We start from the raw sequence: 16,502 nt of genomic DNA on the forward strand, positions 1-16,502 counted from the left end.
GCTTCTTGTACTTATTATTTTGTTGCTAATTAATAATCGTCTTTATGGCTATCATCTTCGAAGTTATCACTATCCGAAAATTCGTCCCCGAATTCGTCTTCTTCGCTTTCTTCATCTTCGTCCCGCTCTTCGGTATTGATGCCCATTTCGCCCATGGCCTCCAATTCGTCGGTATCTTCCGGTACAAAGTTCATTTCATTTAAGAAATCAAATTCACTTGCCGATGCCACTGCGCCTCTTGGATCAACAGCCTGTGGACTGTTTTGCTCCATTATTTTTGGGGCCTCGCCACTGCTTTTCGCTAAAAAAGGATATTCGATATTTGGATCGGCATCTAAAATTATTTTTACCAGCTCTACATGAAAATCGTAAGGGCGATCGAAATTATAGATGTAGTAAAACTTTTGATGTGGATCTTCAATAAAACCACTCAGTTTAGAATTCTCCATTAAAACTACACGGTCTTTTTTACGTTCGCTTGGTAAATAGGCAATTTCATCTCCTTTTAACCAATTATCGGTGCTTACATAAAAAGAGGAAGATTTTTCGGCATTATAACCCGTAGATCTGTGAATAGCCTTATGCAGGTCTTCAAATGTTTGGTTTGATTTAATGTCGATCTCTCTCACAACATCATCAAAATCTTCGAAAGTAATTCTAAATTTATAAATAGCCATTATAGTGTTTTGGAACCGTAAAAATAAAGTTAATTTATAATTACCACAAATATCAGGAGCCATAAAAGACATCCCAATTGTGGTGTTTCAACAATTAAATTATTTATTAACAGGATTTAATCCCATTTGTTTTGCCTGATTTAGCATAAAATTAAATGCTTCCTGATAGTCGTTTGTAATCTCGCCCTCCAAAATGGCTTCGCGGATTGCATTTTTAATCAGGCCAACTTCTTTCCCGGCGTCAAGACCGAAAGTTTCCATGATATCATTTCCTGAAATAGGGGGCTGCCAGTTTCTAATTTTATCACGTTCTTCTACATCCTTAAGCTTTTGTTTAACCAGCTCAAAATTGTTTCTGTATTTCGTTTTTTTGTATTCGTTTTTAGTGGTTACATCGGCATTGCAAAGCAACATCAAACTTTCAATTTCTTCCCCGGCATCAAAAAGTAATCGCCTTACGGCAGAATCTGTTACCGTTTCCTGCGCCAGGACAATCGGCCGTAAATGAAGCTGCACCAATTTTTGCACATATTTCATCTTCTCATTTAAAGGCAGTTTGAGCTGTGCAAATATTTTCGGAACCATTCTGGCTCCTCTATCTTCATGACCGTGGAAAGTCCAGCCGTGGCCTTCTTCAAAACGTTTGGTAGCAGGTTTGGCAATATCGTGTAAAATAGCGGCCCAGCGCAACCATAAGTCATCGGTGTCTGCACAGATGTTATCCAGTACTTCCAGTGTGTGGTAAAAATTATCTTTATGTCCTTTTCCTTTAATAATCTCTACACCATAAAGCTGTGCCATTTGAGGGAAAATGAGCTGCAACAAGCCGGTATCAAAAAGGTGCTTAAAACCCACTGAAGGTTTTTTAGAGAGGATGATTTTATTCATCTCATCGGTAATCCGCTCTTTTGAAACGATACTGATGCGCTGTTTTTGCGTTTTAATGGCATTTAGAGCAGCCGGATCGATGTTGAAATTAAGCTGTGAAGCAAAGCGGATTGCCCTCATCATACGCAGCGGATCATCAGAAAAAGTAATTTCAGGATCCAGCGGGGTACGGATGAGCTTATTTTCTAAATCTTTGATCCCGTCGAAAGGATCTAACAGTTCGCCAAAATGATCAGCATTTAAATTAATGGCTAAAGCATTAATGGTGAAATCCCTGCGCAACTGGTCATCTTCTAAGCTGCCATCTTCAACAATTGGCTTACGCGAATCGGAACGGTATGATTCTTTCCGTGCGCCTACAAATTCGACTTCTAAATCCTGATATTTAATATTTGCAGTGCCAAAATTTTTAAAAACAGCAACTTTAGTGTTCAGTTTCCGGCCTACCGCTTCTGCATAGGTTATTCCACTACCCACAACCACCACATCAATATCTTTTGAAGGGCGATCTAAAAATAAATCACGAACAAAGCCTCCAATAACATAAGCTTCGGTATTGTGCTTATCGGCTATTGAGGATAAGGTTTTAAATATGGGGTTTTGTAGGTGACCCCCTAAATCCCCTGAAGGGGACTTGGAGTTCCCTTCATTTAATTCAGACTGCATATATAAGGGTAATTCATTTGTTCAAAATTAAGCAAAACATTTGGTCGGTAAACACTATCAGCGATTCAAAGCCCCTTTAGGGGTTGGGGACTTACTTCCTAATAAACTCAAATTGTCCGCCTGGAGAAAGTTTCATAATGGTTGAAGGCTTTCTGCTGGTTCGGTTTTCTTGTTCGAAATCAACTACATAATCAACAGCATCGATAATTTCAGCATCGATATCGTCAAAGAATTTTGGCGAAGGCTGTCCGCTTAAATTTGCAGAAGTAGAAACAATGGGTTTTCTGAAGCGTTGAATTAATGGTGTACAAAAATCGTGTTTAACAATTCTGATTCCTACGCTTCCATCCGCATTGATTACGTTTGGCGCTAAGTTTTTTGCCCCTGAGAAAATAATGGTTAAGGGATTTTCTGCATATTCGATTAAATCATAAGCCACATCAGGAATTTCGGCTACATAACTTTGCAGTTTGCTGTCTACATCCAATAATACGATTAAACTCTTTTCAGCAGGGCGGTTTTTGATCTTCAGTAATTTATCTACTGCCTCGGGATTGCTTGCATCGCAGCCTAATCCCCAAATGGTATCCGTTGGATATAGAATAACGCCTCCTGATTTTAATACTTCAAAAGCTTTATTAATCTCGTCTCTTAACATGTCGCAAAGTTAATTTATTTACGAAGTTTATAAGGAATGTGTTGCAGGAAAACTTTACCCAATTTTTTGATAGATTTTAATCCTTTGAGGTGCCATATATCTGATAGGGGTTAAGATGGTAGTGCTCGTAACAGATTCTTTATCATTTATTCAACAAGTGTTATGTGTTTTAAGGTGATAAACTATTATTTTAGTCATAGGTTATTAAATAAAAACACAAAAAATGGAACAAACACTCAAATGGTGTATGCTATTTACGGTTGTAATGGCATTTACCAGCTGTGCCATACTTGATACGGCATCAGACTATGACAAAAAGATCGACTTTAAAAAGTTAAAATCCTATAATTATTACGAAAGTGGGATTGAAAGCTTAGCGTTGAATAACCTTGATAAACCCCGAATGTTAAATGCTGTAGATGCAACGATGACTAAAATGGGCTTTGCTAAAACCAATAAACCCGATTTTTTGGTAAACGTTGTAGTTTTTAGTACCCTTAAAACCAAGTCTGATTGGGGGTATAGGGGAGGTGGTTACCAATGGGATACAGCAACTTTGGCTTATCAATGGAGAGATTCGCAATTTGGACCATTAGATACAGGGAAACAAGTTGCAGATGGCAGAATTATTATCGATTTTTTAAATCCCCGGACAAAAGCCATAATGTGGCATGGCGTAGGTACAGGCTTTAATTTTGATAATTACGATAACCGGGAATTAAGGATAAATTCGGCTGTAAAACAGATTTTAATGCAATATCCACCAGTGTATTAAATAAGCGATCTAATCTAATTGTAAAATATTTAGTTAGAGGTATATAGCATCCAAACTAAATTAATTACTAGCTGTTTTTAATATAACAATCTGATTGTAAAAAATATAAATGATTTTCCTTTTTAATTGTCAAAATCGTTATATTTAGATCAGGTTATTTAAAGAACAACGCACAAATGAGAACGACACAAAAATTATTAATGCTTTTTACAGTGGTATTGGCATTAGCAGGATGTACAACACTCCGCACCGCTTCAGACTATGACAAAAATGTTGATTTAAGCGGTTACAAAACTTACAATTTTTATGATAAAGGCATAGCAAGGGTTAAGCTAAATAACCTGGATAAACGCCGTTTATTGGCTGCGGTTGAATCAGAAATGAATGCCAAAGGATTTACTAAATCTGAAAAACCAGATATGTTAGTGAATTTGGTTGTGGTTGCCCGCGAAAAAACGGATGTTTATGGTCCTGGTTACTATGGTGGCTGGGGTTGGGGCTGGCGCGGCGGCTGGGGAAATCCTTTCTGGGGCGGCGGTACCTACGTGAACCAATATATTGAAGGCACCATTATTATCGATTTCTTAGACCCTGCTAAAAAGATTTTATTCTGGCACGGACAAGGATCTGGTTTTAACCTGGATAGCTTTAACAAAAGAGAAGAACGTTTGTATACAGGCGTAAAAGAAATATTGGCACAATATCCGCCAACAGTTACGGCAGCTAAATAATTTTAGTGTATATTATAAAGATCTGAATAGCAATTTATTAGTTGCTGAATAAAGAAAGGGCTGTAGAATTTTTAAATAAATTCCAGCCCTTTTTCTTTTGCTTTTTTGAGACATAGGATTTTATTTTGAAAGAGGGGGCATTGCTACTATTAGTGCTTAGCCCTGCCAATGCTGCAAGTCCTCACTCGTGCCTCGTTCCGGGCTTTTCGCGAATGTCAGGTTTAGATTAGGAAGGCTGCTGCGGTATAATCGTAGAAATAATTAAAGCGCTAAATAGCAATCCATTAATTGCTTTGTAACCACAGGACTATTGAATTTTTGAACAAATTCCAGCCCTTTTTCTTTCATCTCTTTTTGGAGTGGAGGGTTTTCGACAATCTGATTGATTGCTGTGGCTAAAGCGTTGGCATCGTTTGGTGAGATGTATAAACTATCTGGTCCGCCAGCTTCTTCCAGGCATGAACCTGTTGCCGCAACAACCGGAACGCCAGAATATAAAGCTTCGATAATCGGAATGCCAAAACCTTCGTAAAAAGAAGGGTAAACAAAAACACTTGCCATTTGATAAATACCCGGCAAATCGGCAAAGGGGATGTTTTTTAGGAATAAGATCCTGTTTTTAAGGCCAAGTTTTTCTATTTCTTTCTCAACCGTTTTAAAATAAGCCGTTTGTTTGCCTATCACCACCAATTTATAATCTTCGCTGACCGCTTTTAGGGCCTGCACAACCAGTTTTAGGTTTTTACGTTCTTCAATGGTGCCAACATTCAGTATATATTTTTCAGGCAGCTTATAGGTTGCCCTGATCCGGCTCAATGTTTCTTTCGGGAAAGGTGTTTTAAAGCTGTCATCGCAACTTTGGTAAATTACATCAATCTTCTCGGGACTAATCCCGTAAAGTTCAATGATATCAGCCTTTGTTTTTTCACTGATGGCAATAATCTTATTGGCCCGTTTACAGGCAGATTTGCTTTTCCACTCGTATAATTTCCGGTCGATAAATTTATAATATTGCGGGAAACGAAGGAAAATTAAATCATGAATGGTGACAATTGATTTAATCCGTGTATGTTGTATGGCTAATGGAATTTCGTGGCTCAAACCATGAAAAATCTGACAATCATCCTGGGCTAAATCTTTCAGGATATTTAAAGTCCTCCATAAAAAAGGCCCACTTTTAGGAAGCTTAAGCTCGATGCTATCATTTTCGAAAAACGCATCGATCTGTTTGGCCGCTTTTACTTTGGGCGCATAAACCAGGTACTGGTGTTGAGGAAACTGATGTGCCAGATGCTCAATTAAAGAACGGCTGTAATTACCTAATCCTGTTAAATTATTGGCGGCACGCTTGCCATCGTATCCTATTTTCATTAAAGGTATAAGGTTAAAGGCATAAGGTATAAGGTTTGGGATGTCACCTTACACCCTAAACCTTACGCCTTAAGCCATTTTATACGGCAACATTATTTTCTCTTAACGCATCGTTAAGCGAAGTTTTCTTATCTGTACTTTCTTTACGTTTACCAATAATTAAAGCACAAGGCACCTGAAATTCGCCGGCAGGGAATTTTTTGGTATAACTTCCTGGTATTACAACCGAACGTGCAGGAACAATTCCTTTATATTCTACTGGCGTAGGGCCGGTAACATCAATAATTTTGGTTGATGCTGTTAATACTACGTTAGCGCCCAAAACAGCTTCTCTCTCTACCTTAACACCCTCTACCACAATCGCTCTTGATCCTAAGAAAGCGTCATCTTCGATAATAACCGGAGCAGCTTGTACTGGCTCTAAAACACCACCAATACCTACGCCACCACTTAAGTGAACGCGTTTACCAATTTGTGCACAAGAACCTACAGTAGCCCAGGTATCAACCATCGTACCTTCATCAACATAAGCGCCAATGTTTACGTATGATGGCATCATGATTACACCTTTTGCTAAAAACGCACCGTAACGCGCACTTGCCATAGGCACAACACGTACACCAGTTGCTTTATAATCGGTTTTTAAATCCATTTTATCGTGGTAAACAAAAGGACCGCTTTTAATTTCTTTCATCTCGCGAATCGGGAAATATAAAATTACTGCTTTCTTTACCCATTCATTAATGCCCCAGGAGTTTAAAACTGGCTCAGCAACACGGATTTCACCCTTATCAAGCCCCATAATAACGGCTTCAATGGCTTCGCAATAGTTGCTGTATTTTAAAAGGGTTCTATCCTCCCAAGCGGCTTCAATTAATTTCTTTAAATCTGAATACATGATGTTTTTAAATTTTACGCAAAATAAATCAATTTTTGCTTATTAAATGGTTAATTGTTTAAATTGTTTTGTTGTAGACTGGTGTAAAAGATTGTTAAATTGTTGGATTGTTCAGATTACTGGCTTTTAACGGGTGTGCAATATGGAGAACGATTTAACAATAAAGCAATAAAACATTTAACAATTCTTTACTTTTGAAACTTTATGACAGAGACAGAAAAACTTAGGATCGATAAATATTTATGGGCAATCAGGTTGTTTAAAACCCGGAGCCTGGCTACTGATGCCTGTAAAGCGGGTAGGGTGAAACTCAAAGGACAGAATATTAAACCTTCGGCGATTGTGAAAGTGGGTGAAGTTTATCAGGTATCGAAAGGGATCGAAAAGAAAATTATCGAAGTGGTAGAACTTTCATATAACAGAACAGATTCGCCAACGGCTTTAACAAAATACAAAGATTTAACCCCTGTTGAAGAAACGCATGCTTTTAAATCGATGTTTCATGCACCAAACCTAAAACGGGATAGAGGTACTGGCCGCCCAACAAAAAAAGACCGACGGGAAACGGATGACCTGATTGGAGGTATGTTCGAAGAAGAAGATTAGTTAGTTAACTAGTCCCCAGTCTTGAGTCTTAAGTCGTCAGTCGACTCATGACTTAGGACTATGGACTGAAGACTAAAATACCTCATCCGGTAACTCATCATTGCCGTTTTGCCCAGTTTATCGATTAGTTTATAATTGGCGACTGCACCCACCGCCGCGCCTACAAAGGGAAGCATTTGTGCAAGTTTGGCTAAATCAATATAATCACGGTATTGCTGCTGAAAGGTAAGCCAGTCAAATTCATCAATATTGGTCGGTAATTGATGTGCTTTATCATCCCAATCCTGCATTTTCATGAAAATATTCTGGCTTTCTTCTTTACTTGAAAAAGCCAGCTGGAAGATGTGTAAAATGTATAAACGTTCTCTGTAATCTTTCACATCGTATCCGTAAACAGCAGCAATATCAAAAAGCATTTTCATTTTTATGCCCAGTAACAGCGGGAAATCAGCCAGGCTCATTAAAAATCCTCCTGCACCGGTAATTCCGCCTTCGGCTGCACCTGTTTTTTTATAGTTTTCTATTTTTTGCTTAATTAATGCTTCGCGGTGCATCAGGGTTAAATCGGTAATCGGCTTCGAGGTGGTAAATGTCGATCCAAAAAGCACAGCCTTAACCATCTGTTTAATCGCAGTAGTTATGGCATTGTGAACCTTATCGGGAATATAACTATTTATTTTTTTCTGCACTTTATTCGTCATTTTATTCAAAAGCGAAGGTTTTTGCAAAGTTTTAAACTTCCAGAAATTCAGCTCACTGCTTATTTTTTGTTCGTAGGTCATCCTTAATTACTACAATAATTATTCCTTAAAATTTAACATAAAACAGCTTTGAAGAATAAAGAATAAACTATATATTTAGTTACCTAATAAAAACTTAATCCTTTCATTATGAAAACCTTAAAATTGTTATGCTTGCTCATATTTGCTGCCGGAGTAGCAAATGCACAAGGAGTGAAATTTTCTGCTACCAAACCTGCAGCAGGAAGTACAGTTAAATTTACATACGACCCAAAGGGAACCAATCTCGAAAACCTGGCAGATGTGAAGTGTACTGGTTATACCTTTTTTTCAAAAACCAATCCTAAAAGTAACAAAATAGAACTCACAAAGGAGGGAGGGATTTATAAAGGAGAAATCTCTACTCCCGATAGTGTTACTGTGGTTGGACTTGCTTTTTCGGTTGGCGATCAAAAAGATGAAGCACCTGCTGGTTATGTTTTAGAATTTACTAAAGCGGGTAAAGTTCCGGCAGAGGCCTATCTTAACGAAGCTTTTTTATATGGATTAGCAGGAAATTACTATTTGGGGCTGACCATCGACCCTGAAAAGGCAGTTTCATTGTATAAACAAGCTTTTGCCTTAAAACCTGAGTTGAAAAAGAAAAACCTGAATCAATACCTGTCGCTTGAGTACAAAGCAGATAAAGACAATGGTACAAAGCTGATCAATGAAAATATTTCGACCCTGTCAAAACTGAAAGAACCAAAAGAAGAAGATTTGGGTACTGTTATTAGCCTTTACTCCCTGTTAAAGAAAAAAGTGCAGGCCGATTCAGTTAAAGCTATTGTGCTTAAAAAATATCCTACCGGAAATTATGCCTGGAATGACGGGATGAATACGCTTTATAGCACAAAAGATTTTGCCACACAAGTACAAAAGGCCGATGAAATGATTAGCAGGTTTAACCTCGATCAAACCAAAAAAGTAGATGCCGGTAGGTTGAATTCCATTCATAGTATGTTAGCCAATAGTGCTGTAAAAGCTAATGATCTGGAAAAATTTCAGGCTTACGCTGCAAAAGTTACCGATAAAATGTCTCGGGCAAGCCTGTACAACAATAGTTTTGCCTGGCCATCTGCTCAGAAAAAAGAAAATGTAGAATTGGCCGCTCAACTTTCAAAACAATCACTCGAACTGATAGAAGCATCTAGAAGTGATGAGATGCCAAAGTATTATAACACTAAAGAAGAATACCTTAAATATTTAGACGGCGCTTATGGTATGTATGCAGATACCTATGGCTTGCTGCTTTATCATCAGGGGAAATTTAAAGAAGCGCTGGCTATGCAGGAAAAAGCCATACCCTTGTACGCTAATGTTCCGCCAGATGTATCCTCCCGTTATGTAACTTATTTAATTAAGAATGGCCAGGATGATAAAGCTTACAGTGAGGCCGAAAAATTGATTAAAGAAGGTAATGGCAACGATTCGTTAAAGAACGAATTTAAAATGCTTTATACTAAGTTAAAGAAAAGTGGAACTTATGAAACCTACATTGCCAATTTAGAAAAAGCAGCATTAGAAAAAGAGCGCGCAGAATGGACAAAAAAAATGATTAATATTCCAGCGCCTGCATTTTCATTAACTAACCTGAAAGGCGAAACCATAAGTTTAGCCAGTTTGAAAGGTAAAATTGTGATTTTAGATTATTGGGCCACTTGGTGCGGGCCTTGTGTATCCTCTTTCCCTGGGATGCAAAAAGCAATGAACAAATACGCCAGTAATCCAAATGTGGTTTTCCTGTTTGTAAATACCTGGCAAACAGAAGAAAATAGAGAGAAAGTGGTGACTGACTTTATTGCTGCGAAGAAATACAATTTTAATGTGCTTTACGATACCAAAAATGCAAAAGATCCTTCCAAGTTTGATGTGGTAAGTGCCTATAAAGTGGATGGAATCCCGACTAAATTTGTGATTGATGGTGATGGTAATATCAGGTTTAAAGCGGTAGGTTTCTCTGGTTCTGATGATGGTGTGGTGAAGGAAATAGATTCCATGATCGGCTTATTGGCAGGAAAAGAATCGAGTAAATAAATAATAATTTCAAAACAGAAAAGGTGCTGAGTATCGGCACCTTTTCTGTTTTAATACGCTATCCTCATCGGTGAGGTTTCCCATAGCTTAAAGGCTGCCAGGGCTTCGTCGCGCATCAGCTGGACAACCGGCAGGCTTCTGTTTTCCATGGGTTTGTCTAACTCTTCATAAATAAATTTATCACTAAAACCAATGTGTTCGGCGTCAGCCTTGGTATTAGCATAATAAATGGTGTCGATTTTTGCCCAATAAATTGCTCCTAAACACATGGGGCAAGGCTCGCAGCTGGTGTAAATTACGCAGCCACTCAAATCGAAAGTGTTTAACTCGTTGCAGGCCAGCCTGATGGCCGAAACTTCCGCATGTGCAGTCGGGTCGTTGGTAGAAGTGACCTTATTTGCCGATTTGGCAATCAACTTTCCATCTTTTACCACTACCGCTCCAAAAGGTCCGCCAATGCTTTCACTCACATTTTGTACAGATAACTCAATTGCCATCTGCATATATTTCTGATGTTGATTGTCCATATTAATCTGATCTTTTTATAAAATACAGCACAAAAAAAATGCCCCGATTTATACGGGGCATCTATATTTTAATCGCTGTTTGCTTATTTTTTGCTGTATTCAGCGTTTAAGCCTTTAATTACTTCAGAAGTAACATCTAAACTTTCGTCGGCAAATAAAATAGCGCTGTTACCTTTTGAGTAAGTTAAAACCATTTTATAGCCTTTTTCCTTCGCGTAACCTTTTAAGTAATCGGCTACTTTATCATAAAGTTTTTCATTCTCAGCAGCTTGCTCATTTTGTAAAGCACCACCAGCATTTTGTTGGTAAGTTTGTAGTTCTTGTTGTTTACGTGCTAAACGCTCTTCAGTGCTTTTACGTTGATCGGCCGATAAAGTTTGTGCCGATTGCTGGTATTGCGCCACCTCTCTTTGAAAAGCCTGACCTTTAGCCTGCATGTCTGCCTGAGCATTTTTGGTCTTACCTTCAAATTTCACTTTAAGATCTTTGAAGTATTCATATTTTGTAAGTAACGAGTCGGAGTTTACGTACACAATTTTCTCAGTTGGAGAAACCGCGGCAGTAGTACCCTCTGTTTTTTTAATTTCAGTAGTTTTAGTGTCTTTGTTCTGGCATGCAGAGAAAGCAGTTATCAAAGTTGCTGTTGCAAGTAAACCAAAGGTTTTAAAGGTTCTTCTTTCCATTCTTGTTTAATAAATTTTAGCAAACTTATATAAATTAGTTTTTATATCCAATTTAAAGAAAGGCCTATCGCAATACAAGTTGCTCCAAATTGGTTTTTGCGTTAAACGTTTAATTTACTCAACGCTAAGCGCATAAGGCTAAGCGTGTCATCTGGTAGCGGTGATTTGAAAAGCAAAGCCTGTATTTCAAAAGGTTGTTCGTCCCGCTGTCCGCTTTATTTCATGTCCGCTGCCATCCCTTAGGTTTGAGAAAGATTATCAAAGAATTAAATTTGACAAAGGAAACCTTAAAAGCAGAGGTGAACTATGCTGCGATCCAGACTTACGATCTAGAACCTGTAACAGACCTCTGCTTTTTAGTTGAACAAGAACCATATAGAATTTTAGTCTAGCGGACTATTAAGGGATTCAGTTTTATTCAACTTTAGGATTTCCATTTCACTTAACCGTAAAGTTATGAATTATGAACTATTTGTTGGAATAGATATTTCCAAATCAACCATCGATGTTGCTGTTGTTACACAGGCCTGTTTCGACAAGCCCCTTCACCATGTTTTTAAGAACAGCTATGATGGCTTTGGCCTAATGCTGGAATGGCTTTCCATACATGGTATCGCGCCTAAGAAGGTTCTTTTCTGTTGCGAGCATACAGGTATTTATATCTGCCCCATAACCAACTTTATGCATGCAAATGATTTATCTATATGGGTTGAAAACGGGCTGCACATTAAGCGTTCCATTGGACTTAAACGGGGGAAATCTGATAAGGCTGACGCACAGGCAATCGCAAGCTATGCTTTTTCAAATCAGCACAAAGCCCGTCCTTACCTCCTTCCTTCGGCAACAAGCTCAAAACTCAAACACCTGCTGGCACACCGCGAACAGTTGGTAAGACACCAGACCTCTTTTAAATGCACTTGCTCAGAGCTTAAAGGATTTGATAGGGAGAACGCTGGCTATTGCATAGCCGATAGCCAGGAAATGCTTGCCCTTTACGCCGAACGGATAAAAAAGGTAGATATCGAGTTGGCAGCCTTAATAACAGAGGACCAGGAACTAAACGAACAGTTCAGCCTTGTGCAGAGCGTGCATGGGATCGGAAAGCAGACGGCTATGTTTATCCTGATCCATACTGAAGCCTTCGCTGCATTTTCAGACTACAGAAAGTTTGCGAGCTATTGTGGAATAGTCCCATTTCCACATAGCTCGGGGACGAGTATACGAGGGAGAAACCGGGTAAGCAACCTCGCCAATAAAAAACTAAAGGCGTTACTGACCATGTGTGCGCTAAACACGATAAAAAAAGATAACGAATTCAAACGATACTATGATCGAAAAAAAGCTGAGGGAAAAAACGCTATGTGTGTACTGAATGTGATAAAAAATAAGCTACTGAGCAGAGCTTTTGCTGCTGTTAAAAGAGGTACGCCATACCTCCTGGAGCCTGCTGCATAAATCTAAAGTAATGCTTCTCAGAAAAAAAACTTTTTATTTGCATAAACCATAGAATACGGGTTTAAGTGGCGCGGCCAGCATGGCTATTTGGGGCTGCAGGGTGGCAATAGCAAATTTCACAATCCAAACATTCCTACGGAACGAAAAAACATTTCATTTTTTTTTCTACCCATCAGGCGTTCTTACGGAACGAAAAAGGGTAAAATTCTAGTTCACAAACCGTTCCGAAGGAACGCTTCATCGGTAGCCAATCGTACAATTGGCGTTTTCGTTCCGTAGGAACGTTTGGCAGAAGATGTAAAGTTGAGACATAAAAAATGAGAGATCAGCCCTTTTTGGAATACGCGATTTAATTTTCAAAAAAAAACATTTTAATTATCCTTAACAGGCTTTATGCTTAAGTGTTTAGTTAGAAAGCTTTATCGCTTTTTCACAGCCTAAAACTTATCCACATATTGGGTTAAATGCCAAAATTTCCGTATTTTTGATACTTATTGTTTTTAATTAAAATATGAGCGAAGAACAGGATTTAAAGTCAAATTATTCGGCAGATAATATACAGGTTTTAGAAGGTTTAGAAGCGGTGCGTAAGCGCCCTTCAATGTATATAGGTGATACGGGTGTAAAAGGTTTACACCATTTGGTTTACGAGGTTGTAGATAACTCAATTGATGAAGCATTAGCTGGTCATGCAGATACAATCGATGTTAGAATTTTAGAAGGTAACTCCATCAGGGTTGAAGATAACGGTCGGGGTATTCCAACCGGAATTAATACAAAAGAGAATAAATCGGCGCTTGAAATCGTAATGACGGTTTTACACGCGGGTGGTAAATTTGATAAAGATACCTACAAAGTATCGGGCGGTTTGCACGGTGTGGGGGTAAGTTGCGTTAACGCCTTATCTACACATTTAAAAGCAGAAGTTCACCGCGAAGGTAAAATCTGGATGCAGGAATATAACATCGGTAAACCTTTATACGATGTTAAAGAAGTAGGTGAGACCGATAAACGCGGTACCATTGTAACTTTTAGTCCGGATGCGACCATTTTTACGCAAACCACTGAATATAAATACGATACTTTAGCAGGTCGTTTACGTGAGTTGGCTTTCCTGAATAAAGGAATTACTTTAACGTTAACTGATGAGCGTGAAGTTTTAGAAGACGGGAAATTCTTATCAGAAGTATTCCACTCAGAAGGTGGTTTGAAAGAATTTGTTGCCTTTTTAGATGGAACAAGAGCATCTTTCTTACCTGAACCGATTTATATCGAAGGAATTAAGAACGGCATCCCGGTTGAGCTGGCTTTTCAGTACAACGATAGTTATTCAGAAAATGTTCACTCTTATGTGAATAACATTAATACCCACGAGGGTGGAACACACATTGCAGGTTTCCGCAGAGGTTTAACCCGTACTTTAAAAGCTTATGCCGATAAATCGGGTTTATTAAAAAATCTGAAGATGGAAATTACCGGTGATGACTTTAGAGAAGGTTTAACCGCAGTAGTTTCGGTAAAGGTTCAGGAGCCTCAGTTTGAGGGACAAACCAAAACCAAACTGGGTAACAGTGAGGTAATGGGAGCGGTTGATGTTGCGGTTGGTGAAGCATTGGGATACTATCTGGAAGAAAATCCGAAAGAAGCTAAAATGATCATCAACAAGGTAATTTTAGCGGCTACAGCACGTGCAGCGGCGCGTAAGGCACGCGAAATGGTGCAGCGTAAGAGTGTAATGGGCGGATCTGGTTTGCCAGGTAAATTAGCCGATTGCTCAGATAGCGATCCGGAAAGATGTGAAATTTATCTGGTAGAGGGTGACTCGGCGGGTGGTACCGCTAAACAAGGTCGCGATAGAAACATTCAGGCCATTTTACCACTAAAAGGTAAAATCTTGAACGTGGAAAAAGCGATGGAGCACAAAATCTACGAGAACGACGAGATCAAAAATATGTTTACGGCTATCGGTGTGAGTATCGGTACGCCAGAAGACGATAAAGCATTAAACCTGACTAAATTACGCTATCACAAGATCGTAATTATGACGGATGCGGATATTGATGGTTCTCACATTACCACTTTGATTTTAACGTTCTTCTATCGTTATATGAGGGCATTAATCGAAGCCGGTTATGTTTATATTGCATCACCACCGCTTTACCAGGTTAAAAAAGGTAAAGATTTCGAATATTGCTGGAATGATGTACAACGCGATGCAGCTGTACAACGTATTAAAGGTAATGGTAAAGAAGATAGCGTACACATCCAGCGTTACAAAGGTTTGGGTGAGATGAACGCTGAACAACTTTGGGATACTACACTGAATCCTGCTACGCGTACCTTATTACAGGCTACAATCGAAAGTGCAGCAGAATGCGATCATACTTTCTCGATGTTAATGGGCGATGAAGTTGCGCCACGTAGAGAGTTTATTGAGCGTAATGCAAAGTATGCAAAAATTGATGCTTAATCCTTAATCCCCTTAAGGGGACTTTAAAATACGAACCCTCTTCATTTAAATCTTGAAGAGGGTTTTTTGTTTTTTATCATATTAACTTTAAAATTTATATACATAATTTTCTTATGTATGTAAAAATTTATATGTTTGCGATATGGCAGTTAATAATGAATTATTTAAAGGTACTTTACAAACCATTATTTTAAATCTTTTATCAGAAAATGAAAAGATGTATGGTTATGAAATTACTCAAAAAGTAAAATCCATCACGCAGGGCGAATTATTGTTAAAAGAGGGGGCTTTATACCCGGCTTTACATAAACTGGAAGCAGAAGGTTTATTGGAAACAACTACAGAAGTGGTTGAAAACAGGGTAAGGAAATATTATTCCTTATCTAAAGATGGAGAAAAAGAGGTGGTAAATAAATTACAGGAAGCAAAAGATTTTATTGCCCAGCTACAGTTATTGTTAAACTTAAAACCTTCGTTTTAAATGAATCTCAGTAAAGAACAACTGCATCAAATTAAAGCGCTTATCGCACAGAGAGGCTTTAAAGATGTTGATGTACAAATGGAAATTTTGGATCATGTAGCCTCATCAGTAGAAGATAAAATGGACGAAAATCCATTGCTTAGTTTTGATGCTGCGGTAAGTGAAACACATCAGTCATTTGGTGTAATGGGATTCAGTGCCGTTGCCAATGGGATAGCCAATTCAATCCGTGCAAAATATAGCCGCCTGTTTTGGAGGATTTTCTGCTCAGCTTTCGGATATAAATATGTGCTACTGCTGTGTTTCTCCATATTTGGTATTTACAAAATGGAAGGGTTACTTACAAAAGACAACTTTTATATGTTTTTTGTTCTGGCGATGCTTTTAGTGTTTGGAGTTTTGATATTTTCCTACATTAACATTCAGGTTTCTGGTTATAAAAAATATCTGTCTTTTAAGTCTGGAAATTCTTTCCTTAGTCTGTTAGGAGCTGATTTGATTTTTACGAATCTTATCGTGAATAACACACCGTCTGAACTCACTATTTTTTCTATTAATGTACAGCAATTAGTGGTGTCACTTTCTATCATTTTATTTGTACTCTATTTTAATGCTGCTATTAGAACAGCAAGGGCAGGTATAAGGGAAACTAAGTCATTAATGGAGAAATACAAATTGTTATACAGTTAATTATAAAAACAAAGCCATTCCGTTTACGAATGGCTTTGTATCACTATAAACCTTTCAAAATGATCTGGACTATCCAGTACAGATACATTTTAATTAACTAACCATCTCAA

16 protein-coding genes are annotated in these 16,502 nt (G+C 38.3%); 8 read left to right on the forward strand and 8 right to left on the reverse strand.

The annotated features are described in order from the left end of the window. Positions 1 to 29: 29 nt before the first annotated feature. The 3 genes from CA265_02965 to CA265_02975 form a co-directional block, all read right to left on the reverse strand. Positions 30 to 677 (reverse strand): hypothetical protein, encoded by a 648-nt coding sequence (locus tag CA265_02965; protein ID ARS42871.1) that lies wholly within the window; start codon positions 675 to 677, stop codon positions 30 to 32. Positions 678 to 776: 99 nt separating this feature from the next. Next, positions 777 to 2,231, reverse strand: coding sequence for a tRNA nucleotidyltransferase (locus tag CA265_02970; GenBank protein ARS38692.1), 1,455 nt, complete (start codon positions 2,229 to 2,231; stop codon positions 777 to 779). A 91-nt stretch (positions 2,232 to 2,322) separates the two neighbouring features. Next, the gene (locus CA265_02975) at positions 2,323 to 2,889 is read right to left on the reverse strand and encodes a threonylcarbamoyl-AMP synthase (GenBank protein ARS38693.1); all 567 of its coding nucleotides are present in this window, start codon (positions 2,887 to 2,889) and stop codon (positions 2,323 to 2,325) included. A gap of 223 nt (positions 2,890 to 3,112) precedes the next feature. Here CA265_02975 and CA265_02980 point away from each other — a divergent pair, with 223 nt between their 5' ends. Then, positions 3,113 to 3,664 (forward strand): hypothetical protein, encoded by a 552-nt coding sequence (locus CA265_02980; protein ID ARS38694.1) that lies wholly within the window; start codon positions 3,113 to 3,115, stop codon positions 3,662 to 3,664. 176 nt (positions 3,665 to 3,840) lie between these two features. Then, on the forward strand, positions 3,841 to 4,395 hold the full coding sequence (locus CA265_02985; protein ARS38695.1) for a hypothetical protein: 555 nt from the start codon (positions 3,841 to 3,843) through the stop codon (positions 4,393 to 4,395). 261 nt (positions 4,396 to 4,656) lie between these two features. Here CA265_02985 and CA265_02990 read toward each other — a convergent pair whose 3' ends face one another. Then, positions 4,657 to 5,766: a mannosyltransferase gene (locus tag CA265_02990; GenBank protein ID ARS38696.1), complete on the reverse strand. Its 1,110-nt coding sequence runs from the start codon at positions 5,764 to 5,766 to the stop codon at positions 4,657 to 4,659. Between the two features lie 79 nt (positions 5,767 to 5,845). Beyond that, the gene (locus CA265_02995; GenBank protein ID ARS38697.1) at positions 5,846 to 6,664 is read right to left on the reverse strand and encodes a 2,3,4,5-tetrahydropyridine-2,6-dicarboxylate N-succinyltransferase; all 819 of its coding nucleotides are present in this window, start codon (positions 6,662 to 6,664) and stop codon (positions 5,846 to 5,848) included. A 204-nt stretch (positions 6,665 to 6,868) separates the two neighbouring features. On the opposite strand from CA265_02995, the gene CA265_03000 reads away from it, so the two are divergent. Then, a complete protein-coding gene (locus CA265_03000; protein ID ARS38698.1) occupies positions 6,869 to 7,270 on the forward strand; it encodes an RNA-binding protein in 402 nt (133 codons plus the stop codon). An 8-nt stretch (positions 7,271 to 7,278) separates the two neighbouring features. Here CA265_03000 and CA265_03005 read toward each other — a convergent pair whose 3' ends face one another. Next, the gene (locus tag CA265_03005) at positions 7,279 to 8,052 is read right to left on the reverse strand and encodes an ABC transporter-associated protein EcsC (protein ARS38699.1); all 774 of its coding nucleotides are present in this window, start codon (positions 8,050 to 8,052) and stop codon (positions 7,279 to 7,281) included. 108 nt (positions 8,053 to 8,160) lie between these two features. Here CA265_03005 and CA265_03010 point away from each other — a divergent pair, with 108 nt between their 5' ends. Next, the gene (locus CA265_03010; protein ARS38700.1) at positions 8,161 to 10,086 is read left to right on the forward strand and encodes a hypothetical protein; all 1,926 of its coding nucleotides are present in this window, start codon (positions 8,161 to 8,163) and stop codon (positions 10,084 to 10,086) included. Positions 10,087 to 10,136: 50 nt separating this feature from the next. Here the strand turns inward: CA265_03010 and CA265_03015 are convergent, their stop codons facing one another. Beyond that, positions 10,137 to 10,613: a tRNA-specific adenosine deaminase gene (locus tag CA265_03015; protein ARS38701.1), complete on the reverse strand. Its 477-nt coding sequence runs from the start codon at positions 10,611 to 10,613 to the stop codon at positions 10,137 to 10,139. A gap of 83 nt (positions 10,614 to 10,696) precedes the next feature. Continuing rightward, positions 10,697 to 11,296, reverse strand: coding sequence for an outer membrane chaperone Skp (locus CA265_03020; GenBank protein ID ARS38702.1), 600 nt, complete (start codon positions 11,294 to 11,296; stop codon positions 10,697 to 10,699). Positions 11,297 to 11,752: 456 nt separating this feature from the next. On the opposite strand from CA265_03020, the gene CA265_03025 reads away from it, so the two are divergent. The 4 genes from CA265_03025 to CA265_03040 all read left to right on the forward strand — a co-directional run bounded on the left by CA265_03025 (position 11,753) and on the right by CA265_03040 (position 16,392). Further along, the gene (locus CA265_03025; protein ID ARS38703.1) at positions 11,753 to 12,751 is read left to right on the forward strand and encodes a hypothetical protein; all 999 of its coding nucleotides are present in this window, start codon (positions 11,753 to 11,755) and stop codon (positions 12,749 to 12,751) included. 511 nt (positions 12,752 to 13,262) lie between these two features. Next, positions 13,263 to 15,221 carry a DNA topoisomerase (ATP-hydrolyzing) subunit B gene (locus CA265_03030; protein ARS38704.1) on the forward strand — a complete coding sequence of 653 codons (1,959 nt, stop codon included), beginning with the start codon at positions 13,263 to 13,265 and terminating at the stop codon, positions 15,219 to 15,221. Positions 15,222 to 15,363: 142 nt separating this feature from the next. Further along, positions 15,364 to 15,702 carry a PadR family transcriptional regulator gene (locus CA265_03035; protein ARS38705.1) on the forward strand — a complete coding sequence of 113 codons (339 nt, stop codon included), beginning with the start codon at positions 15,364 to 15,366 and terminating at the stop codon, positions 15,700 to 15,702. Beyond that, a complete protein-coding gene (locus CA265_03040) occupies positions 15,703 to 16,392 on the forward strand; it encodes a hypothetical protein (GenBank protein ID ARS38706.1) in 690 nt (229 codons plus the stop codon). Positions 16,393 to 16,502 lie beyond the last annotated feature (110 nt).

The organism is Sphingobacteriaceae bacterium GW460-11-11-14-LB5 (genome assembly GCA_002151545.1).
Lineage (GTDB): Bacteria > Bacteroidota > Bacteroidia > Sphingobacteriales > Sphingobacteriaceae > Pedobacter.

Excerpts from the sequence above, each read along its gene's own strand:
- CA265_02965 (ARS42871.1), bottom strand. The coding sequence starts at position 677 with ATGGCTATTTATAAATTTAGAATTACTTTCGAAGATTTTGATGATGTT.
- CA265_02970 (ARS38692.1), bottom strand. The coding sequence starts at position 2,231 with ATGCAGTCTGAATTAAATGAAGGGAACTCCAAGTCCCCTTCAGGGGAT.
- CA265_02975 (ARS38693.1), bottom strand. The coding sequence starts at position 2,889 with ATGTTAAGAGACGAGATTAATAAAGCTTTTGAAGTATTAAAATCAGGA.
- CA265_02980 (ARS38694.1), top strand. The coding sequence starts at position 3,113 with ATGGAACAAACACTCAAATGGTGTATGCTATTTACGGTTGTAATGGCA.
- CA265_02985 (ARS38695.1), top strand. The coding sequence starts at position 3,841 with ATGAGAACGACACAAAAATTATTAATGCTTTTTACAGTGGTATTGGCA.
- CA265_02990 (ARS38696.1), bottom strand. The coding sequence starts at position 5,766 with ATGAAAATAGGATACGATGGCAAGCGTGCCGCCAATAATTTAACAGGA.
- CA265_02995 (ARS38697.1), bottom strand. The coding sequence starts at position 6,664 with ATGTATTCAGATTTAAAGAAATTAATTGAAGCCGCTTGGGAGGATAGA.
- CA265_03000 (ARS38698.1), top strand. The coding sequence starts at position 6,869 with ATGACAGAGACAGAAAAACTTAGGATCGATAAATATTTATGGGCAATC.
- CA265_03005 (ARS38699.1), bottom strand. The coding sequence starts at position 8,052 with ATGACCTACGAACAAAAAATAAGCAGTGAGCTGAATTTCTGGAAGTTT.
- CA265_03010 (ARS38700.1), top strand. The coding sequence starts at position 8,161 with ATGAAAACCTTAAAATTGTTATGCTTGCTCATATTTGCTGCCGGAGTA.
- CA265_03015 (ARS38701.1), bottom strand. The coding sequence starts at position 10,613 with ATGGACAATCAACATCAGAAATATATGCAGATGGCAATTGAGTTATCT.
- CA265_03020 (ARS38702.1), bottom strand. The coding sequence starts at position 11,296 with ATGGAAAGAAGAACCTTTAAAACCTTTGGTTTACTTGCAACAGCAACT.
- CA265_03025 (ARS38703.1), top strand. The coding sequence starts at position 11,753 with ATGAATTATGAACTATTTGTTGGAATAGATATTTCCAAATCAACCATC.
- CA265_03030 (ARS38704.1), top strand. The coding sequence starts at position 13,263 with ATGAGCGAAGAACAGGATTTAAAGTCAAATTATTCGGCAGATAATATA.
- CA265_03035 (ARS38705.1), top strand. The coding sequence starts at position 15,364 with ATGGCAGTTAATAATGAATTATTTAAAGGTACTTTACAAACCATTATT.
- CA265_03040 (ARS38706.1), top strand. The coding sequence starts at position 15,703 with ATGAATCTCAGTAAAGAACAACTGCATCAAATTAAAGCGCTTATCGCA.